Source organism: Rhodopila sp. (assembly GCF_965276935.1).
GTDB lineage: Bacteria > Pseudomonadota > Alphaproteobacteria > Acetobacterales > Acetobacteraceae > Rhodopila.
Genome location: NZ_CBDIBS010000004.1, coordinates 369567 through 389125, shown reverse-complemented (window position 1 = coordinate 389125; position 19559 = coordinate 369567). Strand labels below are relative to the sequence as shown.

Below are 19559 nucleotides of genomic sequence, written 5' to 3'. Positions count from 1 at the left end.
ATAGCCGTCCCGTAACCGGGGGAGATCAAAATGACTCTGAACCTGATGATCCCGCAGATCACCCACACCGACTTTTCGCCCCGCATTACTGTGATAGGGGTTGGCGGTGGCGGGACCAATGCGGTCGACAACATGATTGCCGCCAATCTGCAGGGCGTGGAATTCGTCGTCGCCAACACCGACGCCCAGCAGCTCATGCATAGTCGGGCGGACCGACGCATCCAGCTTGGTCCGCATATCACGCAGGGGCTGGGGGCGGGTGCCAAACCGGAAATCGGCAAGGCGGCAGCGGAAGAGGCGGCCGATGAACTGTATCGCCATCTGGATGGCGCGCACATGGTGTTCATCACCGCCGGCATGGGCGGCGGCACCGGTACCGGCGCCGCGCCGGTCATCGCGCGCATGGCGCGGGAGCGTAACATCCTGACCGTCGGCGTCGTCACCAAGCCGTTCGGCTTCGAAGGCGTCCGCCGCGCCCGTTCCGCCGACCAGGGGATCGAGGAACTTCAGCAATACGTGGATACGCTGATCGTCATCCCCAACCAGAACCTGTTCCGTATGGCAACCGAACGGACGACCTGGAAAGACGCCTTCAAGATGGCCGACCAAGTGCTTTACATGGGCGTGCGCGGCGTCACCGACCTGATGATGGTACATGGTCTGGTCAATCTGGACTTCGCCGACATCCGCACCGTGATGGCGGAGATGGGCAAGGCCATGATGGGCACTGGGGAAGCCGAAGGCGAAAATCGTGCCATTGTTGCCGCCGAGGCGGCGATCAACAACCCGCTGCTGGAAGACACCAGCATGTCCGGCGCGCGCGGCCTGCTGATCAACATCACCGGCGGCGAGGATCTGACCCTGTTCGAGGTCGATCAGGCCGCCAACCGCATTCGGGCGGAGGTGGATGAGGAAGCCAATGTCATCTTCGGATCGGCCGTGGACGAAACGCTGGCCGGGCGGATCAGGGTATCGGTGGTCGCGACCGGTATCGACTCGCATAAGCTGGCCGAACAGTCGCGGCCGAAGCTGGTTGCCGTCGGAGGCGGTGCCGCCCCCGCGCCGCAGCCGATTCCCGTGCGCAACGGCGCGCCAGCAGGCACGCCCGCGCCCGGCACCGTCAACGCCCACGCCGCTGCCCCGCTGCGGCAGGTGTCGCCGCAGTCCGACATAGCTGAAACGATCAACGTCGAGACGCAGGCGGCAGCTCCGGCCGCTTCAGCAAGACCGGTTCAGCAGCGCCAGCCTCAGATGCAGGCAACTGCTGCCAGCCAGCCGGCCGGGCGCCCCGGATTGTTCGCCAGTCAACGAACCGTGCCGGTCGCAACGCCGGCCAATCCGGCGCATGCCGAACCGGAATCATCTCGGCAAAGCCTGTTCGGCACGGTAACGGGTGTGTTCCGTCGGCGGCCGACACTACAACAGGAACCGGCGGCGCAAGCGCAGCCATTGCGCCGGGAGCCGGCCATCGCACAGGTCCAGCCCGAGGCGCCCAGGGTCACGATACGCCAGGCATCGGCAACAGATGATGTCGGCATCGAGATTCCGGCGTTCCTCCGGCGGCAGTCGTCCTGAACGGCCAGGGTGAGGCAGGCGGCGCGCCAGCTTCACCCTGCATCACACGATAATGCCTCGACTTGGCGTCGGATGAACCCAGACGTCTGACACGACGCCCCGAAGTGTGATCGCGCCCTCCTGAACCGCCCCGAGTTTCTCGGCGACACGACGGGACCGGTCGTTCTCCGGCCGAATGTAGCTGACAAGGCGGTCCCAGCCGAACTGGCCAAAGGCCCACGCGCGAACGCAGCCGGCGGCTTCCGTGGCCAGGCCGCGCCCCCAGAACCGGGCCGCCAGGGTCCATGCCAGTTCCGCTTCGGGCCAGTCGACAGGATGCAGCAATCCAACCCGGCCGGCGAAGCACCCGTCGGCCTCCAGCGCGAACACACCGTAGTCTCGCAACGCCCACTGTCCCAGAAAGGTCTCCATCTGGGCCCAGGTTTCCTCTCGGCTCATGATCCTGCCGCCCAAGGACCGCCGCACCCGCGGATCAGCGTTCATTTCGGCAAACGCGTTCCAGTCACTGGCCCGGAAGCCTCGCAGGATCAGGCGATCAGTGGTCAGTGTCGGAATCGGCATGGTCCGTTATGCTCCCTAGTATCGCGCATCAGAGAAGCGCGATACGTCGCTATTGGCCTGAAGTATCTGATTCGCGCGCCGAAACGTGGCCGCTACGCGTCTCACGCTTCTCTGCGATCAGATACTATGCTGCCGAGCAAACGTTAGAACATCCATGGTGCAAGAGATCGGTCCGTTTCCGTCCGTCGACGCTCTGCTGAGAGCATCCGAAACGCAGGTGCTGCTGGCCGGTTTCGGCCGAACCGCCGTGACGGCGATGCTGCGTCAGGTTCTGACCGAATGTCGGACGGACCGGCGGTTCAAGACAACGGCCGCGCAGGTCGTCGACGAAGTGGCGGATCGGCTGGCGAGGCGTTTCGCACGTTCGCAACGTCCGGTGTTCAATCTGACCGGCACCGTGCTGCACACCAACCTCGGCCGGTCGCCGCTGCCGCCAGAGGCCGCCGAGGCCGCCGCCGAAGCTCTGCGCAGTGCCACGACGCTGGAGTTCGATCTGCGAACCGGGCGCCGGGGAGAACGCGATGACCATATCGCGCCGCTGCTGTGTGAACTGACCGGTGCCGAGGCGGCGACCGTCGTCAACAACAATGCCGCCGCGGTGATGCTGGTCTTGAACACGCTGGCGCTGGGCAAGGAAGTCGCGGTCTCGCGCGGCGAACTGATCGAGATTGGCGGGGCCTTCCGGATACCCGACATCATGGCCCGGTCCGGCGCCATCTTGCGGGAAGTTGGCACCACCAATCGCACCCATCCGCGCGATTACCAGGATGCAGTCGGCGCTGGTTCGGCGGCGCTCATGCGGGTGCATCAGGCCAATTATGCCATCGTCGGCTTTACCGCCTCGGTTCCGACCCAGGTGCTCGCCACCATTGCCCATGATGCGGGGCTGCCGTTGATCGAGGACCTCGGCAGCGGCAGCCTGATTGACCTCGGCCGCTTCGGCTTGCCGCACGAGCCGACGCCGCGCGAAGCCCTGGCAGCGGGTGCGGATGTTGTCACCTTCTCCGGCGACAAGCTTCTTGGCGGACCGCAGGCGGGATTGATCGTGGGTCACAACAAGGTGATAACCATGATCAACCGCAATCCGCTGAAGCGGGCCCTGCGCCTGGACAAGGGCCGCCTGGCGGCGCTCGAGGTCGTGCTTCGCTTGTATCTTGATCCGGATCGGCTAACCGCCAGGCTGCCGGTATTGCGCCTGCTGACGCGGCCGGAGCCTGAGATCAGGGCCACAGCCGAACGCATTGCGCCTGTTCTGACCGACCGCTGGCCAGACCGCGATGTCAGGCTTCAGCCTTGCCAGAGCCAGATCGGCTCAGGAGCACTGCCGGTTGGTCTGTTGCCCTCCGTGGCCGCCTCGATCGGCGGCAGCGGCTTGGAAAACCTCGCTTCAAGTCTGCGAGGCCTGCCTCGCCCGGTCATCGGCCGGATCGCTCAGGGACGCCTGTTGTTGGACTGCCGCTGTCTGGAGCCGATCGATGAAGCGGCGTTCATTGCTCAGCTTCGTTGACTGGTTGATACTCCCGGCTGGAGGAGAACCGGCCCCGGTGGGCCGGCCGGACTTCAAACCCGGTTGGGGCTGCCAAGCGGTCCCGGGCAGGTTCGACTCCTGCTCTCTTCCGCCAGGACCAGCGAAAAATGCCAATCCGCAACCTGTAGCATTGGTGCAACAGTGTGTCTGGATCAACCAATCGCCTCTCGTCATCACCAACCAGCGTCGCTATGATTATTTCAGCGAATAAAAGCCGGTTTCCACGCACGACGCGCTCGGCCCGTTTCGCCCGGTTGATGAGCTCAAGGAGAGAATGAATGAGTTTCCGCAGTATGCTTGCGGCCGCGACGATCCTGGCGCTGCCGATCGCAGCGACGGCCCAGCCTATCACCGGCCCGTATGTCGGCGGTGGTGCCGGCGTGAACATCATGCACGATGAGGACGCCCAGATAACGGGCGGAGGGCGTACCTTCGGCGGCAGGCTTGAGCCAAGGGTCGGGCCGGCGTTCGACCTGAGCGTGGGCTACGGCCTTGCCAACGGGCTGCGGGCTGAGATCGAGGGCGACTATCGCTACAATACGTTCCGCGGCATCGGGGCCGGTGGCCAGGAACAAAAATTCGGACCCATGGTCAACGTCCTGTATGACATCAGCGCTCTGGTTCCTTTCCTGAAACCTTATGTGAATCCTTACGTCGGCGTGGGTGCGGGATGGCAGTGGGTGCAAGAAAGAAACGTTTACGCCACGTCGGGTAACACCCTTTCTCGCGCACAGAACGCTACCAAGGGCGATTTCGCATACCAGGGAATTGTTGGTGTTGCTTACCCGATCAAGACCGTGCCTGGACTTGACTTGACGGCGGATTACCGTTTCATGGGTCTGGCTGGCGACCGTACCTATCCTGGCACCGAGACGGTCGGCGCCAGGACATTGCCAGCAAGCCTTAGGCTGAATAACGACTACAACCATACCATCCTGATCGGTTTTCGTTACAGGTTTGGTGCCCCCACCCCGCCGCCCCCCGCGGCGCCGGCCGCGGTTCCAGCATCGCCCGTATCCCGCTCCTACCTCGTGTTCTTCGACTGGGACAAGGCCGTGCTGACCGAGCGAGCCCGCCAAATCGTCTCGGAAGCGGCAGCGAACTCGACCAAGGTGCAGTACACCCAGCTTGAGGTGAACGGTTATACCGACACGTCCGGCACCGCTACCTACAACCAGGGCCTGTCGATCCGGCGTGCCCAGGCTGTCGCCGCTGAACTGGTCAAGGATGGCGTGCCCAAGGCCGCGATCTCGATCCAGGGCTTTGGCGAAACCCACCTGCTGGTGCAGACCGGGCCCGGTGTCCGCGAGCCGCAGAACCGGCGCGTCGAAATCATCATCCGGTGATTGCAGCCGGTTCGATAAAATGATTTGGGGCACCCTCGGGTGCCCCTTTCATTTTGACTGGAAGCGCGATGTTCTATCTGCCTGAACGTAGTGAATTTGAAATTTTTGCGGCAAGAAAGCCGTTTCAAGCGGCACCGGTCGGCCCGTTGCGTCTGGTTGACAAGCTGAGGGAGGTATAGGTGAAGTTTCGCAAAGTAGTGGTGACTGCAACAGTCCTGGCGCTGCCAGTCGCGGCAAACGCGCAGCAGCCGGTCGCCGGGCTTTACATCGGCGGTGGCGCCGGCGTGAACATCATGCAGAATGAACTTGAGAAGGTTACCGCACCGCGTTTTTCCAGCACTGCCCACCTTAAACCTGAGGTCGGTCCAGCCTTCGATCTGAGCCTGGGCTACGGGCTGGGTAATGGCCTCCGGGCCGAGTTGGAAGGCTTTTACAGCTACAACAGCTTTCACGGTGTCAACGTTGGCGGCCATGAACAGAAGTTTGGCCCAATGGTAAACGTGCTCTATGACTTTCCAATCATTCCCCAAGTCCAGCCATACATCGGCGCGGGTGTCGGCTATTTATGGGCAAATGAAAATAATCTGCATGCCGCCGGAATTACATCCAGCAACTCAACCAAGGGTTCCTGGGCCTATCAGGGTATTATTGGCGCGGCGTTCCCGATCGCAGCCGCGCCCGGTTTGGCGCTGACGGCGGATTATCGTTTCATTGGACTGGGAAGTGAACGCCGTTACCCAAACGCCGGCATTTCCGGAACGCGAATTATGGCTGATGATTACAATCACGTAATCACAGTTGGCTTCCGCTACACCTTTGGTGCCGCCACCCCGCCGCCCCCCGCGGCGCCGGCTGCGGTTCCGGCATCGCCCGTATCCCGCTCCTACCTCGTGTTCTTCGACTGGGACAAGGCCGTGCTGACCGAGCGAGCCCGCCAGATCGTCTCGGAAGCGGCAGCGAACTCGACCAAGGTGCAATACACCCGGCTTGAGGTGAACGGTTATACCGACACGTCCGGCACCGCCACCTATAACCAGGGCCTGTCGATCCGGCGTGCCCAGGCGGTCGCCGCTGAACTGGTCAAGGATGGCGTGCCCAAGGCCGCGATCTCGATCCAGGGCTTTGGCGAAACCCACCTGCTGGTGCAGACCGGGCCCGGTGTCCGCGAGCCGCAGAACCGGCGCGTCGAAATCATCATCCGGTAATTGCAGCCGGTTCGATAAAATGATTTGGGGCACCCTCGGGTGCCCCTTCCATTTTGGCTAAGCGCGGAACACATCAGCCGGACAGCCCGATAACGTTCTTCTTGCGCCGTTAAAACGAGCCGCAGGCCCGTGCGACCGTCATGCCGACCAGTTGCTGGTCAAAGCGTATCTGATAGGCCGTCCTGATCCGGTTGATCGCGGCTAGGCTGTCAGGTGTTTCAGGCATGGCGACCAAAATCACGCGGCTGGGTTCCGTGATCGTCTTATGGGTGATCGGGTTCATCCAGGCGCCGGATGCGTCCACGACCGTATAGCCGTTCGGTAGGTTCACCGTGACCACGTCGTCCAGAAAGTCCTGCCATTCGCCTTCGGTCAGGTCACTCCGTCCGGCGATGGCGCGCCCGAAGAACAGGTCGAACATTAGCATCGGCGGCCCTAGGCCGGGCGAGCATACGGCGTTGGGTGGCGTGATACATCCCGTCAGGGCTGCGATCATGGCGGCGAGGCAGACCATCCTGACAACTGAAGCCGTGCTTCGCACCATCTAGCCGAACACGCGCTTGCCACGCTTCCAGGTTCCCACAACCACGCCCTCCAACGGCCGCCCATCGAACGGCGTGTTCTGTGCCTTGCCAGGTAGCTTGCCGGCCTCGACCTTCCAGATACGGTCAGATTCGAACAGGCACAGATCGGCAACCGCCGCTTTGGCGATCCGCCCTGACTCGACGCCCAGCAGTGCCGCCGGGCGGGACGTCAGCAGCGCGATGGCAGCGGTTAGCGACAACAGCCCGTTGTGAACCTGCGTCAGCGTCACCGCCAGTAGCGTCGCAAGGCCGGAGCCGCCCGCGGAGGCGAGAGCAAACGGCAGGCGTTTGTCGTCCGCGTCGCGCGGTTGATGGTCCGATGCCACCGCATCGATCGTGCCATCCGCCAAGGCCGCCGCCACCGCTCGCCTATCATGGTCCTTACGCAACGGTGGAGATAACTTGGAATAGGTACGAAAATCGCCGATCGCGGTCTCGTTCAGGTCAAAGTAGGGTGGCGCGGTATCGCATGTTACGGACAGACCCGAATCTTTCGCCCGGCGGATCAGTGCCAGGGCCTCGCCGGTCGAAACGTGAGCAAAATGTACTGCGCCGCCGGTCAACTCGGCCAGCCTGATGTCACGCGCCACCATGATCGGTTCGGCCGCCGCCGGAATGCCTGGAAGTCCCAGCCTTGTTGCCTGTTCGCTTTCTGTCGCCGAACCGCCGGCGGCCAGGGACGGTTCTTCCGGATGCTGCACGATCCGCGCGCCGAAGCCGCTGGCGTAGGACAAGGCAAGGCGCATCAGCCTGGCGGGGCCGATCGCGTTTGATCCGTCGGTAAAGGCAACGGCGCCGGCTTCGCGCAGCAGACCGAGTTCGGCCAGTTCCTCACCGCGGCAGCCACGGGTGACGGCGCCGTACGGCAGGATTGTTAGACTTCCGGTCTCCTCACCCCTGGTCCGCAGAAGCTGCACCAGTGCCGGATCGTCGATCGCCGGTTGCGTGTCGGGCAGGGCGGCAAGCGTCGTGATCCCGCCGGCCGCCGCCGCCGACGCCGCCGACGTGATTGTCTCCCGATACTCGAAACCGGGCTCGCCCAGCGTAGCTCGCATATCAACCAGGCCCGGGCAGAGAATCGCGCCGTCCGCGTGGATCACGTTCGCGCCGTCTGGTCGGCCAAGAGACAGACCGAAGTCGGCGATCCGACCATCTCGCACCAGCAGGTCGCCAACGAGATCGACGCCGGCGCCGATGATACGGGCGCCGGTGAACAACGTGTCAGGGTTCATTGCGGCCGTGGCCCCGCGACAGCGTGTCCAGAACCGCCATGCGAACAGCGACCCCCATCTCCACTTGTTCCCGGATCAGGCTGCGCAACGGATCATCGGCTACGGCACTGTCGATCTCCACGGCCCGGTTCATCGGGCCGGGGTGCATCACCAGCGCGTCGGGCTTCGCATAGCCCAGCTTCTCCCAGTCCAGACCATAAAAGCGAAAGTATTCCCGCCCGCTCGGGACTTGGCCGCGCGACATCCTCTCCCGCTGCAGCCGCAGCATCATCACGATATCCGCCCCGTCCAGGCCGGCAGCCATGTCGTGGAAGACGGTCACGCCCAGATTGGCCACCTCGGCGGGTATCAATGTCGGCGGTCCAACCACCCGAACCTGGCAGCCCATCGTCGTCAGCAAATGGATGTTGGAGCGGGCAACGCGCGAATGCGCTATGTCGCCACAGATCGCCACGGTCAGTCCGGCAATACAGCCCTTGTGACGCTTGATCGTCAGCGCATCCAGCAGCGCCTGAGTCGGATGCTCATGCGTGCCGTCGCCGGCGTTGATCACCGCGGCATCAACGATCCTCGCCAGCAGGTTCGGTGCACCCGACTGATCGTGGCGCACCACCAGCAGGTCGCAGTGCATCGCGTTCAAGGTGGTCGCCGTATCGATCAGCGTCTCACCCTTGTTGACCGAGGAAGTGGACACCGACATGTTTATCACATCGGCCCCCAGACGCTTGCCGGCGAGCTCGAAGCTGGTGCGGGTGCGGGTGCTGTCCTCGTAAAAGAGATTGATCAATGTGCGCCCGCGCAGCAGGTCGCGCTGTGTCTTGCCGGACCGGTTGAGCAGCACGTAGCTCTCCGCCAGCTCGAGCAATTGGCTGATCGCCGGCGGTTCCAGCCCCTCGATCGCCAGAAGATGTTTCTGCCGGTAGAACACGCGACCTCGTTGCAGCATCATGCGGGAGGCGTCAACCAGTGGCGGTGCTCCTGCCGGTGGATTGTCCTGTCGAGGCCTGCCAACCGGCTGCAAGGCAGGTTGAGCCTCGGCAGATGGTGCCAAAAAAATGGCGGCCCGAGAGCCGCCATCCAACCTGCACACAAACCCGAACGCGTCAGCTCGGCTGAGGCGCCGGTGCCGCTCCACCCGCCGGTGGGGTCGGAGCAGCGGGACGTCCCGCTGTCGGGACGGAGGCTCTGCGCGACTCCGGTGCCGGCTCGTCGACAACCTTGCGGATCACCGGCTCACCGCGCAGAACGGTGCGGATTTCGTCACCGGACAAGGTCTCGTGTTCCAGCAAACCACGCGCCAGCCGGTGCAGCTCTTCGACATTCTCGGTCAGCAGATGCCGAGCCTTGTTGTAGGCTCGATCGATGATTGACTTGATTTCGGCGTCGATCTCGCGCGCCGTGGCTTCCGACACGTTCTTGTTCTGCGTAACCGAGTGGCCCAGAAACACCTCCTGGCTGTTGTCGCCATAGGCGATCATGCCGAGCTTGTCCGACATGCCCCACTCGGTGATCATCCGGCGAGCCTGATCCGTGGCCATCTTGATGTCGCCGGAAGCCCCGTTGGAGACCTTGTCCGGCCCAAAGATGATCTCTTCCGCCGCACGGCCACCCATCGCCATGGTCAGCTCGGACAACAGCTTCGACTTTGACTTGGAGTAGCGGTCGCCTTCTGGCAGGCTCATGACCAGGCCCAGCGCGCGACCGCGCGGGATGATGGTCGCCTTGTGCACCGGATCACATTCCGGTTCATGCATCGCGCACAGCGCATGGCCAGACTCGTGATAGGCGGTCATGCGCTTTTCGGCTTCGGACATCACCAGCGACCGGCGTTCGGCTCCCATCATGACCTTGTCCTTGGCGGCCTCGAACTCCCCCATCGCCACGACTCGCTTGCCCAGACGTGCCGCCAGCAGCGCGCCCTCGTTCACCAGGTTGGCCAGATCGGCACCGGAGAATCCAGGTGTTCCGCGTGCGATCACTTTCGGATCAACGTCCGATGCCAGGGGCACCTTGCGCATGTGCACACGCAGGATCTTCTCGCGTCCGTTCACGTCCGGGTTCGGAACCACGACCTGCCGGTCGAACCGGCCGGGGCGCAGCAGCGCCGGGTCCAGCACGTCCGGCCGGTTGGTCGCGGCAATCAGGATGACGCCCTCGTTGGACTCGAAGCCGTCCATCTCGACCAGCATCTGGTTCAGCGTCTGCTCACGCTCATCGTTGCCGCCGCCCAGACCAGCGCCACGATGCCGCCCAACCGCATCGATTTCATCAATGAAGATGATGCAGGGCGCGTTCTTCTTGCCCTGTTCAAACATGTCGCGGACACGCGAGGCGCCGACGCCGACGAACATCTCCACGAAGTCGGAGCCGGAAATCGTGAAGAACGGCACATTCGCCTCACCCGCGATCGCCCGCGCCAGCAAGGTCTTGCCGGTGCCGGGAGGACCCACCAGCAGCACGCCCTTCGGGATCTTGCCGCCGAGGCGTTGGAACTTCTGCGGGTCCTTCAGGAACTCGACGATTTCCTGCAACTCGCTCTTGGCCTCATCAATGCCAGCCACATCCTCAAACGTCACGCGACCCTGCTTTTCGGTCAGCATGCGTGCTCGGCTCTTGCCGAAACCCATTGCCCGGCCGCCGCCCGACTGCATCTGGCGCATGAAAAAGACCCAGACGCCGATCAAAAGCAGCATCGGGAACCACGACAGCAGGTAATGCAGCAGCGGATTGACGTCGCTGTCTTCCGGCTTGGCGATCACCCGCACGCTTTTGTCGGTCAGGGTCTTCACCAGGGCCGGATCTTCCGGCGTATAGGTCTGGAAGGTCCGCCCGTCGTTAAGCTGCCCGGACACCGTGCGTCCCTGGATCACCACATCGCGCACTCGCCCGGAATTCACTTCCGAGATAAAGTCGGAATATGCAATCTGGGTCGAGTTGGTATGGCTGACGCCGGGCTGGAACAGGTTGAAAAGTACCACGAGCAGCAGGGCGATGATCACCCATAGCGCGAGGTTACGGCCAAAATTGCTCATATGATGTTGCTCACGTTCTCAGTCCGACTTGGGGCTTGCCACACATTTATCCACGACATAAGGCAGCGTTATCACTTTAACATGGGGTGTGAGGATGAACCCTGCACCCCCACCCCCTCGGGATGCTTCATTCGGCGTCGAAAATCGCGTCCGTGACGATGGGCCTATGCCAGGATGCTCTACGCCGGCCGGTCCATCACGCATGATGTGGGTACGAAGCACGAACCAGCCAACGGCTTCCCAGGTTCGAACAAGATTGTCTTCCCTCCCCATACGTTATCAACAGCGTATCGTAAATGGGGTACCGCCGCCAGCGTTTTGCCGTACCGAAGCGCCGGCAGGGTCCGCAGAACAGCGGATGGCAGGGACGAGCACCGTCTAAAGTGTGTTGCGTCCGCCGCCAGCTTGCCGATGGTTGCTCCGGCGGGAATGTCGTTGGCAATCAGCCGAAAACGACCGTCCCAGATCATGTCGGGTTGCGCCGCGACAGGGTCCGCGGCCGCGGTGTCCTCTCGAACCAGCAGGAAACCCGCCCCCATCCGGCCGGCCGGCAAAATCCGCACCCCGGCAAGTGTCGCCGGCCGGGGCCACGCAGCAAGGTCGTCGATCCGTGCCAGGCTGGGTCCGTAGAGAGCGCCGCCAATCATGCGAACCAGGCTGGCAAGCGCGCCGGCACTGATCCGCCCTGGCGAAAGCAGCGCGAAACCTTCCGGCCGGATCGTCGCGCGCCGTGCCAGTTCCGCGGCGGTCGCAGCCTCCTCACGCGCGCGCTGGTTAGCGACCGCGCAAGCCGCCGCGGTCAGTTCCGCCATTCCGGCACCAGACATATGTCTTGCTGCACGATGTCGCAGCCGCGGCCGCAGTGCCCGCAGGTCGTGGTTGGACGGATCTTCCGTCCAGCCGATGCCGCGGTCGCGCAACCACCGGCGCAACGCGTCCGGATCGATGGTCAGCAACGGCCGCAGCAGGCGCACCCATGGGGTTTCCAATGCCGCCGGCATCGCCGCCAGGCCGTGCGTCAGGCTGCGCCTCAACACGCGCATCATCATGGTTTCCGCCTGGTCCGCCGCGTGATGGCCAAGCAGCAGATGCACCGAGCCATCGGATCGGCAGGCAGCAGCCAACGCCTGATAGCGCATGATCCGCGCCCGCTCCGCCAGCGCCGGCCCCCGACGCAGGTTTGTCAGCGGCAGCAGGATAGCCGCAATGCCGAGCAAGCCTAGGCGATCGATGGTGAGTTGAGCTTCCCTCGCGGACTCCGGCCGCAAACCATGATCGACGACAAGCGCCAGCAACCTCCCCTGGCGTTGACGGACCCAATCATGCGCCAGAAGCGCCAGGGCCGTGCTGTCGGCGCCGCCGGATACCGCCGCGCTCAGGGCGGGCTTCGGCTCGAATGGCCCCAGCCGATCCATCGCCGCGGCGAAGGCTCCGTCCAGTGCCGAGGCAGGCGCTTCTGTCATGTCACGCCACTGTCCTGCCCCCGAAGTTGGTCGCATCTTGTGACGGACGTAGGGGACAAGCAGGTCGCGACTCCTGGATCAACCTGCACCAATCGCCCTTTATAGCGAACTGCTGACCCAGGACACTAGTGGCTAAAATCCAACGGATAGATCCGTTGAATTTATCCACTAGGCTTTGATTTGGTGGGCCGATTCACCTAACGCTTGGAAACCAAGCGTCAGGATCGGACCACTAGCGGCAGGCGGCTTTTTGGCTGATCACCGCCTCGCTGTCACGAATATCCGCGCGCGGTTGCGTAAACTCGGTTCTTAAGCGGGTCAGCGTGTCGCAGGCCGCCTTCTTCTCGTTGATCGCCGCGAGCGAGTTCGCCAGGCCAACTAGGGCATCCTGGGCATGCGTTCCCTTGCGCGACCGGTTGTAAGCATCGTCATAGGCGATCGCCGCCTGCGCATATTGTCGCTCGCCCGATAACGCCTGGGCGAGCAGAAGCTGGGCGTCATAGGCGCGCGGCGACGTGCGATTCGCCAGGACCTCCCGCGCCGCGGCTTCCGCTGCCTGATAGTCGCGGCGGTGCAGCGCCGCGTTACCTTCCTGCAAGGCAATTTCAGGCGTGCGAGGCCCCGACGAACGAGCGGCAGGCGGCGGCGTAGCCGGAAGGGCTTGGCTTGGCAGCGCGCGTGGCGGCGGCCCCGCGGCAGGCTCGTTTGCCGGCGGCGGATTGTTGCCTTGCGGATTCACCTGGAACGCCAAATCATCGATTCGCTTGTTCAGGTCATCATTCTGACGCTGTAGCTGGTTCTGCGTTTCGTCGATCCGTCCGCGAAGCTGGCGAACCTGGTCTTCCAGCGCGTCCACCCGGGTCAGAAGCTGTGCGACAATGTCGCTGCCACCGTATTGCGGCGCGGGCGGATTATAGGCTGGCGCACGTGATCCGCCGCGGGCGGATTGATCCTCTAACGCCTTTAGGTCCTGGCGCAGTTGGTAGATCTGGTTCTGCAGCGCGATACCCTCTCGGCTGTCGACCTGGGCATGCGCCGGCCATCTTGCTTCGAAAACCAGGAGCAGGAGGCTTGCTGTCAAGAAGGATCGAGCACTGGACCGCATACGCGCTTCCTCAAAAGTTCATGGGTGATTACGACCATGATACATGACCGCGGCTACCTGATGGCAGATGCGACATGAAAATTCCGGTTGAGGACATATTTGTACGCAACTACTTTGACTGCGGGACAGGCGCGTGATCCGATCGTAGCAAGCAAACGCTTGCCACCAGCCACCTCTTTTGCCGGGATCCGTCTTGTAGGCCGCGCCGTACGCGCCACCGCATGGTGCCTCATGGCGATAATAGCCCCGCCCCTCCACAGTGCGGCATTTCACACCGTCCATTAACCCGCAGCGAGATGCCGAGCGATGTAGGGCGGCAGGTTGAAGGCGCCGTGGTGGATTTCCGGGGTCCAGTATTGCGTCGTTCCCAGGATGCCGGCTTTCTCCGCCCTGGCGCGGATCACATCGACCGTCACGGTCGATAGCAAGGCATCCTTCGCCGCCCATCCCAACGTCATGAAGCCGCCGATATAGGTCGGAACCGCAATGACGTAGGCGGTGACGTGCGGAAAGAAGTCGCGCCGCCGTATGCTGGTGTCGCGCAGTTCGTCCGCCTGCATGAATGGCACGCCGCACTGGTTGACCACCAGGCCGCGCGGCGTCAGGATTCGCGCGCAATTCCGATAGAATTCATCCGTGAACAAAACCTCACCCACACCGATCGGATCGGTTGAATCAACGATGATCACGTCGAAAGCCGCATCCGGTGCGCGCTTGACGTAGTCGATCCCGTCCCCGACGATGACTTCGGCCCGAAAGTCGGTCCAGGCGTCACCGGCGATCCGCGGCAAGAACTTTTTCGACAGCCGGATCACCTCGCCGTCAATCTCAACCATCACCGCCCGCCTGACCGTGGTGTGCAACAGCACGCGTCGCAGCACGCCACCGTCGCCGGCACCAATGATCAGGATATTCTCCGCTGCCCCGTGCGCCAGCAGCGGCACATGGGTCAGCATTTCCTGGTAGACGAATTCATCCCTTTCGGTGATCTGGATCACGCCATCCAGCACCATGATCCGGCCATGCGTTTCAGTCTCGAAAATCCCGATGTCCTGAAAAGCGCTTCGCACCCGTGCCAATTCGCGTGTGACGCGGAAGCGCTGACCCCAGGCGGGATAAAGCGTCTCGTTGATCCAGCAATCGGTGGCCATCGTCGTCTCCACGCCGCGACGGCCCGAACCGGGGTCCGGGCCGTCCGGCATTACTCTACCGTCCCGCTGTTCAGGCGATCAGGCCGCGCCGTTGCTCACCTAGATTGACCGAGGTGGCCTGGAACGCCGTCTTCAAGGCAGGCAGCCCACGATACGGGTTGCAGGCTCCGCACATGAAGATGTCGATCGCGGCGAAACCGCGCTCTGGCCATGTATGGATGGAGATATGGCTTTCCGCCAGCACCAGCACGCCGCTGACGCCGCCATTGGGCGAGAAGTGGTGGAAATGCCCATGCAGGATTGTCGCGCCGGCCGCTTCGGCGGCTTCCCGCAGGGCATGGTCGATATGATCCGGATCGCACAGATTGGATGCGCCCCACAAATCCACCAACAGATGCGTGCCGGCGAACTTTATGCCGTCCTTCTGGACAAAATAGTCCTTCTCGACTTCGGTCACAGTCCGCTCAGCGTCGGATGATGTCTGGTTGCTGCTCGGAAGTTCCGAGACCATCCCCAGTGGGCTGAGTGCGTTCATCGCGTACCCCTTCCTACCAGTAGACGGCCTGTTGGACTGTACGCGCTGAAGCGCCCACAGTCCCCTGGGGCCAAGGACGCGGAACATGATCACTAGGGGGGTGTCATGCAAGCCCTTTTCTGGTTAATCCGGAAGCGCACCGCGGCTGACCGCTGTCGATCCTCAGCGCGCCGACTCAGTGCGCCGACACCGTGCCGTCCAGCGCCTTCAGGCTGGCCGGCAACGACTGCGCCAGGCTCACCTCCTGGCGAGCCCGCTTGAGATCGCTGGTTCCAAGCACCGGTTGGGCGACGAGCAGACGGAACATGTTGGCGAGCGGTCCGGCGTTCAGCCGGCTGTCATATCGTTCGCGCAGGGACGCCAGCATCGTGTCGTCGCCGGCTCGGGCCGCGGCGGTCGTCAGGCGCAGCAAGGTCCGCGCCTGTCCATCGTCCAGTTCGCCAGTGTCCGGCAGGACGGTGGAGGCATAATCCGACCATGCCTTCTCGGCACCTGCCCAATCCCGCGCCTGCTCCAGGATCGTCGCACGTGCCTGGTTGGCCGCTGGCGTCCTGAATGCGGTGAGTGTCGCCGCGGCGACAGCCGGATCGCCGGTTCGAGCCATGGCGTCGGCTCGCAGCAAGGCGCGCCTTTCAATCAATGCGGCCGGCAGATCGTGGCCCTCCGACGCGTCAAGCGCCGCAAGCGCGCCGGCATCGTCCTTCTCCCGCGATTGAAGCGCCGCCAGGGTCGCGCCAAATCGGGCCTTGCCGACCGCGGACGACGTTGACTTCATCAGTTTCTCAAGCACCGGTTTGGCACGCTCCGGCAGGTCCAGCGCCAGCAGGCGATCCGCCAACTGTTCCTCCAAAACCGGATCGTCGCCATTGGTGGGCATCAGGTCGGCATTTTCATCAATCGCCGAAACCACGTCGATGGGCGCCATCTGGTCCAGTCCGCGCCCGCTGACCATGCCGGCGAAAGCGTCCTTCAAATGCTGATGAACAGAGGCGGCCTGCTCGGGAAAATCGGTTTCCGCCTGCCGCAGGATGGACAGCGCTACGCGCCAGTTTCCCGCCTGTCCGCGCAGTTCAGCGATACGTTTGCGCAGCGCAAGCTCCCGCTGATCGCCGCGCCACGCATAAAGCAGCTTGTCCAACGCATCGGCGGCTTGTGCCAAGGTGATCTTGCGCGTCGACAGCCGCAACTCCACCGCGCGGACCGCCGCTCGGGCGCGATCGAACCGGTCATGGCCTTCGGCCAGGTGGTCCAGCAGTGCAAGCGCCTGGTCCGTGTCGCCCTCGGCTTGCCGCTGCAACGCTCGGGCATAATCCAGCCTGCTATCACCCTTGCGCTTCGCCAGCAGGCGTTCGGCGGGTGCGATCTCGCCGCCCTCGATCATGGTTTCGATAATCAGCGGCACGATCCGGTCGCTGATCGGCTTCGGATACAGCAGCGCTAGAGACGCGGTGCTGGCGAAAACCGCCGCGGCACTGGGCGAGCCCTCGTCCTGCATGGCTTGGCGCACCGCACGCCACAACGCGATCTCATCGGTCCCGGTCAGGCGTGGATCATTCAGGCCATCGGCCTCCGCTGCCCGGCCGGCAAGCAACGCAGCGATTGCCGTCAAGCCGACCACGTCGGCCGAGGCGGCTTCCATGGGATCCTGTTCAGCGGCAACGTTGAGCAGGCTTTCCGCCTCGGCATCAAGGCCGAGCGCCATCATGCTTTGCGCGGCTGCCTGCTGCTTCGGCCCTCTGGCCTGCGGCGGCGTCATCGCCGCATCGGCAATCTGCGTTGTCAATCGCCGCATCAGGGGTTCGGTCGGCATTGTTGGAAAGGTCAGCCGCCGTGTCAGATGCGCCGCGTCCATCAGCGCCTCGGTCTCAGCGGTTGGCGGTGACACGGCGAGGCCGCCGGATCGCCCTGTCAGACTGAAGCCGGTGGGGACGACCTTCAAGGCAATGGCGTCGGACAATGGCTCGACCACGACGCCCAGTCCTGTCCGACGCAGGATGAACTCGGTCGCCCGCAGGCCGGTCTCGATGTCCTGGTTCGGTCGACGGGTGGTGCCGACCAGCAAGGTGGCTCCGGTATCAGGGTCGGCCATGCTGATCACGTTGCTGGATTGTTCAACGGCCAGATGAATGGCACCATTCGCGTAACTTGTGATGATCGGCCGGGATTTCGGAACAGCCTTCAGGCCGGCGATCCGCCAGCCCCGTGCCGTCTGCGACACCGCGACCGTAATCCCATTCGGAACCGGAAGCCTGAGCACCGTGCCATCCGGCAGAAGCTGTACGTCAGCCTGTCCAAACACCGGATCGCCATGCAGCTCGGACATATCCACCGGCCGACGTTCATCGAATACCACAAAGGTCCTGCCATTGCGCTGGAAAGCCGCGGCGCCTGTCGTATTGCCGAACGGGACGATGAACGCCGAACCTTCAAGTTCCTTCGGAAGCTTCGCCCGTCGTGCGAGCAGGCCCATCGGTCCGGCATTTTCCGGCAGGACATCGCGGCCTGGCGGTTCCGCCTGAGTCACATCCAGTGAACGATCTTCCAGATTGTCAGGCGGCGGAAGTGCCCGCGCTGCCACCGGATCGTCAGGCGGTGGCGGAAGAGCCCGCGCAGCCGCCGGTTTCTGTTCTGGTGCAGTGGTCATCGGCTCTGGTGCAGCGGTCACCGCCGGTGCCGGTGACGCAGGTTCCGGCGCCGAGACCGGTGGACGCCCCGCAAGTTCCGCGGCCGGCATCATTGTCGGTTGTTTTGGGGATTTGGCAGGCTGCCTCGGTAGCCTCCCTGAAGCGGCGACCGTAGCGGATCCGGCGCCGGCTGACGGATCCAGGATGTCGAAGAAAATATGGCCGGTCATCATCGCGGGCCGGATCGAGGCGCCCGGCACGACGACGAATTCGATGGCCGAACCGTTTGTCTCGATCGTCAGCACATTGCGCGGCGGTCTTGGCGCATGGTCCAGGTGGACCGGATCGGTGAACTGGATGACGACGTGATCGCCATCCTGTTCCAGCTTGTACGGTAGCGTGCCGCCCGCGTCCACCACGATCCGTCCGAAATTGGCATGAGTTCCCGATCGGACAGGGATGAGGTCGGGCGCAGCGGCGGATGACGCATGGCCGGTGGTGACCGCCGCTGCCATGATCGCACCGAACGCGATCCCGCGTATCGGCGCCGTGTACCTCATTCGAAGCTGGTCATTCGAAGCTGGCCAACAGCTTGTCGATGTCCGACTGATCCATCGCCTGCGCCGGAAGCTGCGGACCATTGAGCAGATCCGCGTCGGTCAGAACCTGATCGCCGGTCTGCCGGACAACGTCGCTGATGCCCGGGCTGAAGGTCTGGATGATATGGGCGACCTTTCCCTCGATCGCCTTCAGGGTAGCAACAATCTTGGTGATCCGCTGCCCGGTGATGTCCTGGAAGCTGCACGCTTCGTAGATCCGGGTCGTCGCGTCCTGCAGCTTGCTCGCGGGATCGCCGCTAAGCGTCGCGGCAACCTCGTCCAGGGTCTCACAGGTTTCCAGGATCGCGTCCGTTGCCTGCGCGGTGTGCTGGACGATCGCATCCAGTTCGTCCGTCGCGAACGGGATGTCGTGGCCGTTGATGTCGTCCACGCGCAGGGCGGCAATGTCGGTCTTGGCGCTCGCGATGGTCCGCGCCAGTTCCTCGACTTCCCGCAGCAACGACGCCTCCTTTGCCGTCAGATCGTCACTCATTGTTGTCAGCACGGCGCGTACGACCTCCGCGAGCATTTCGGGTTCAAGCTCGGGCTGACGCGCCCTGATCAGCGCCAGCCTCTCCTTCAAGGCGTCGACGCCGCGCGGTCCGGCGATGTCGGGGACATCAAGCATGACCGAGAACTTTCTCGATCTTGTCCTTCAGCGTTTCCGCATTGAACGGCTTGACAATGTAGTTGGAGACGCCGGCGGCTTTCGCGGCGACGACATTCTCGGTCTTGCTTTCAGCCGTTATCATGATGAACGGCATCGCCTTCAGGCGATTGTCGGCGCGGACTTCCTGCAGCAGTTGCAGGCCGGTCATCGGAGCCATGTTCCAGTCGCTGATCACCAAGCCAAAGTTGCCGCCGCGCAGCTTGGACAACGCTTCCGCGCCATCCGACGCTTCCTCGACGTTGTTGAATTCGATCTGCTTCAGCAGGTTGCGGATGATCCGCAACATGGTTTTATAGTCGTCCACGATTAGAACGTTCATGGATTTATCAATCGCCATTTAAAATCTCCT

General features: G+C 63.3%; 16 protein-coding genes and 1 tRNA gene. 5 read left to right on the top strand and 12 right to left on the bottom strand.

What is annotated here, in order from left to right; genetic code table 11:
• Positions 1-30: 30 nt before the first annotated feature.
• Positions 31-1575: a cell division protein FtsZ gene (gene ftsZ / locus ACQY4S_RS18160; protein WP_428486633.1), complete on the top strand. Its 1545-nt coding sequence runs from the start codon at positions 31-33 to the stop codon at positions 1573-1575.
• Positions 1576-1617: 42 nt separating this feature from the next.
• Here ftsZ and ACQY4S_RS18155 read toward each other — a convergent pair whose 3' ends face one another.
• Positions 1618-2136 (bottom strand): GNAT family N-acetyltransferase, encoded by a 519-nt coding sequence (locus ACQY4S_RS18155; RefSeq protein ID WP_428486632.1) that lies wholly within the window; start codon positions 2134-2136, stop codon positions 1618-1620.
• A 154-nt stretch (positions 2137-2290) separates the two neighbouring features.
• On the opposite strand from ACQY4S_RS18155, the gene selA reads away from it, so the two are divergent.
• The 4 genes from selA to ACQY4S_RS18135 all read left to right on the top strand — a co-directional run bounded on the left by selA (position 2291) and on the right by ACQY4S_RS18135 (position 6215).
• Positions 2291-3643, top strand: coding sequence for an L-seryl-tRNA(Sec) selenium transferase (selA, locus tag ACQY4S_RS18150; protein WP_428486631.1), 1353 nt, complete (start codon positions 2291-2293; stop codon positions 3641-3643).
• A 19-nt stretch (positions 3644-3662) separates the two neighbouring features.
• Positions 3663-3758, top strand: a tRNA-Sec gene (locus ACQY4S_RS18145).
• Between the two features lie 184 nt (positions 3759-3942).
• A complete protein-coding gene (locus ACQY4S_RS18140) occupies positions 3943-5010 on the top strand; it encodes an OmpA family protein (protein ID WP_428486630.1) in 1068 nt (355 codons plus the stop codon).
• Positions 5011-5189: 179 nt separating this feature from the next.
• On the top strand, positions 5190-6215 hold the full coding sequence (locus tag ACQY4S_RS18135; RefSeq protein ID WP_428486629.1) for an OmpA family protein: 1026 nt from the start codon (positions 5190-5192) through the stop codon (positions 6213-6215).
• 109 nt (positions 6216-6324) lie between these two features.
• Here the strand turns inward: ACQY4S_RS18135 and ACQY4S_RS18130 are convergent, their stop codons facing one another.
• The 11 genes from ACQY4S_RS18130 to ACQY4S_RS18080 form a co-directional block, all read right to left on the bottom strand.
• A complete protein-coding gene (locus ACQY4S_RS18130; protein ID WP_428486628.1) occupies positions 6325-6711 on the bottom strand; it encodes a DUF3574 domain-containing protein in 387 nt (128 codons plus the stop codon).
• Between the two features lie 48 nt (positions 6712-6759).
• Positions 6760-8031 (bottom strand): dihydroorotase, encoded by a 1272-nt coding sequence (locus ACQY4S_RS18125; protein ID WP_428486627.1) that lies wholly within the window; start codon positions 8029-8031, stop codon positions 6760-6762.
• A complete protein-coding gene (locus tag ACQY4S_RS18120) occupies positions 8021-8998 on the bottom strand; it encodes an aspartate carbamoyltransferase catalytic subunit (protein WP_428488449.1) in 978 nt (325 codons plus the stop codon). The genes ACQY4S_RS18125 and ACQY4S_RS18120 overlap by 11 nt, the downstream gene beginning before the upstream one ends.
• A 136-nt stretch (positions 8999-9134) precedes the next feature.
• The gene (gene ftsH / locus ACQY4S_RS18115; protein WP_428486626.1) at positions 9135-11063 is read right to left on the bottom strand and encodes an ATP-dependent zinc metalloprotease FtsH; all 1929 of its coding nucleotides are present in this window, start codon (positions 11061-11063) and stop codon (positions 9135-9137) included.
• A 179-nt stretch (positions 11064-11242) separates the two neighbouring features.
• Positions 11243-12526 (bottom strand): tRNA lysidine(34) synthetase TilS, encoded by a 1284-nt coding sequence (tilS, locus tag ACQY4S_RS18110; RefSeq protein WP_428486625.1) that lies wholly within the window; start codon positions 12524-12526, stop codon positions 11243-11245.
• A gap of 232 nt (positions 12527-12758) precedes the next feature.
• Positions 12759-13607, bottom strand: a complete 849-nt coding sequence (locus tag ACQY4S_RS18105; RefSeq protein WP_428486624.1) for a tetratricopeptide repeat protein — start codon at positions 13605-13607, stop codon at positions 12759-12761.
• A gap of 305 nt (positions 13608-13912) precedes the next feature.
• Positions 13913-14782 (bottom strand): polyamine aminopropyltransferase, encoded by an 870-nt coding sequence (speE, locus tag ACQY4S_RS18100; RefSeq protein ID WP_428488448.1) that lies wholly within the window; start codon positions 14780-14782, stop codon positions 13913-13915.
• A gap of 70 nt (positions 14783-14852) precedes the next feature.
• Positions 14853-15317, bottom strand: a complete 465-nt coding sequence (gene speD, locus ACQY4S_RS18095) for an adenosylmethionine decarboxylase (RefSeq protein ID WP_428486623.1) — start codon at positions 15315-15317, stop codon at positions 14853-14855.
• A gap of 175 nt (positions 15318-15492) precedes the next feature.
• Positions 15493-18501, bottom strand: coding sequence for a hypothetical protein (locus tag ACQY4S_RS18090; protein ID WP_428486622.1), 3009 nt, complete (start codon positions 18499-18501; stop codon positions 15493-15495).
• Between the two features lie 10 nt (positions 18502-18511).
• Positions 18512-19168 carry a protein phosphatase CheZ gene (locus ACQY4S_RS18085; protein ID WP_428486621.1) on the bottom strand — a complete coding sequence of 219 codons (657 nt, stop codon included), beginning with the start codon at positions 19166-19168 and terminating at the stop codon, positions 18512-18514.
• The gene (locus tag ACQY4S_RS18080) at positions 19161-19547 is read right to left on the bottom strand and encodes a chemotaxis response regulator CheY (protein WP_428486620.1); all 387 of its coding nucleotides are present in this window, start codon (positions 19545-19547) and stop codon (positions 19161-19163) included. Before ACQY4S_RS18080 ends, ACQY4S_RS18085 begins: the two co-directional genes overlap by 8 nt.
• Positions 19548-19559 lie beyond the last annotated feature (12 nt).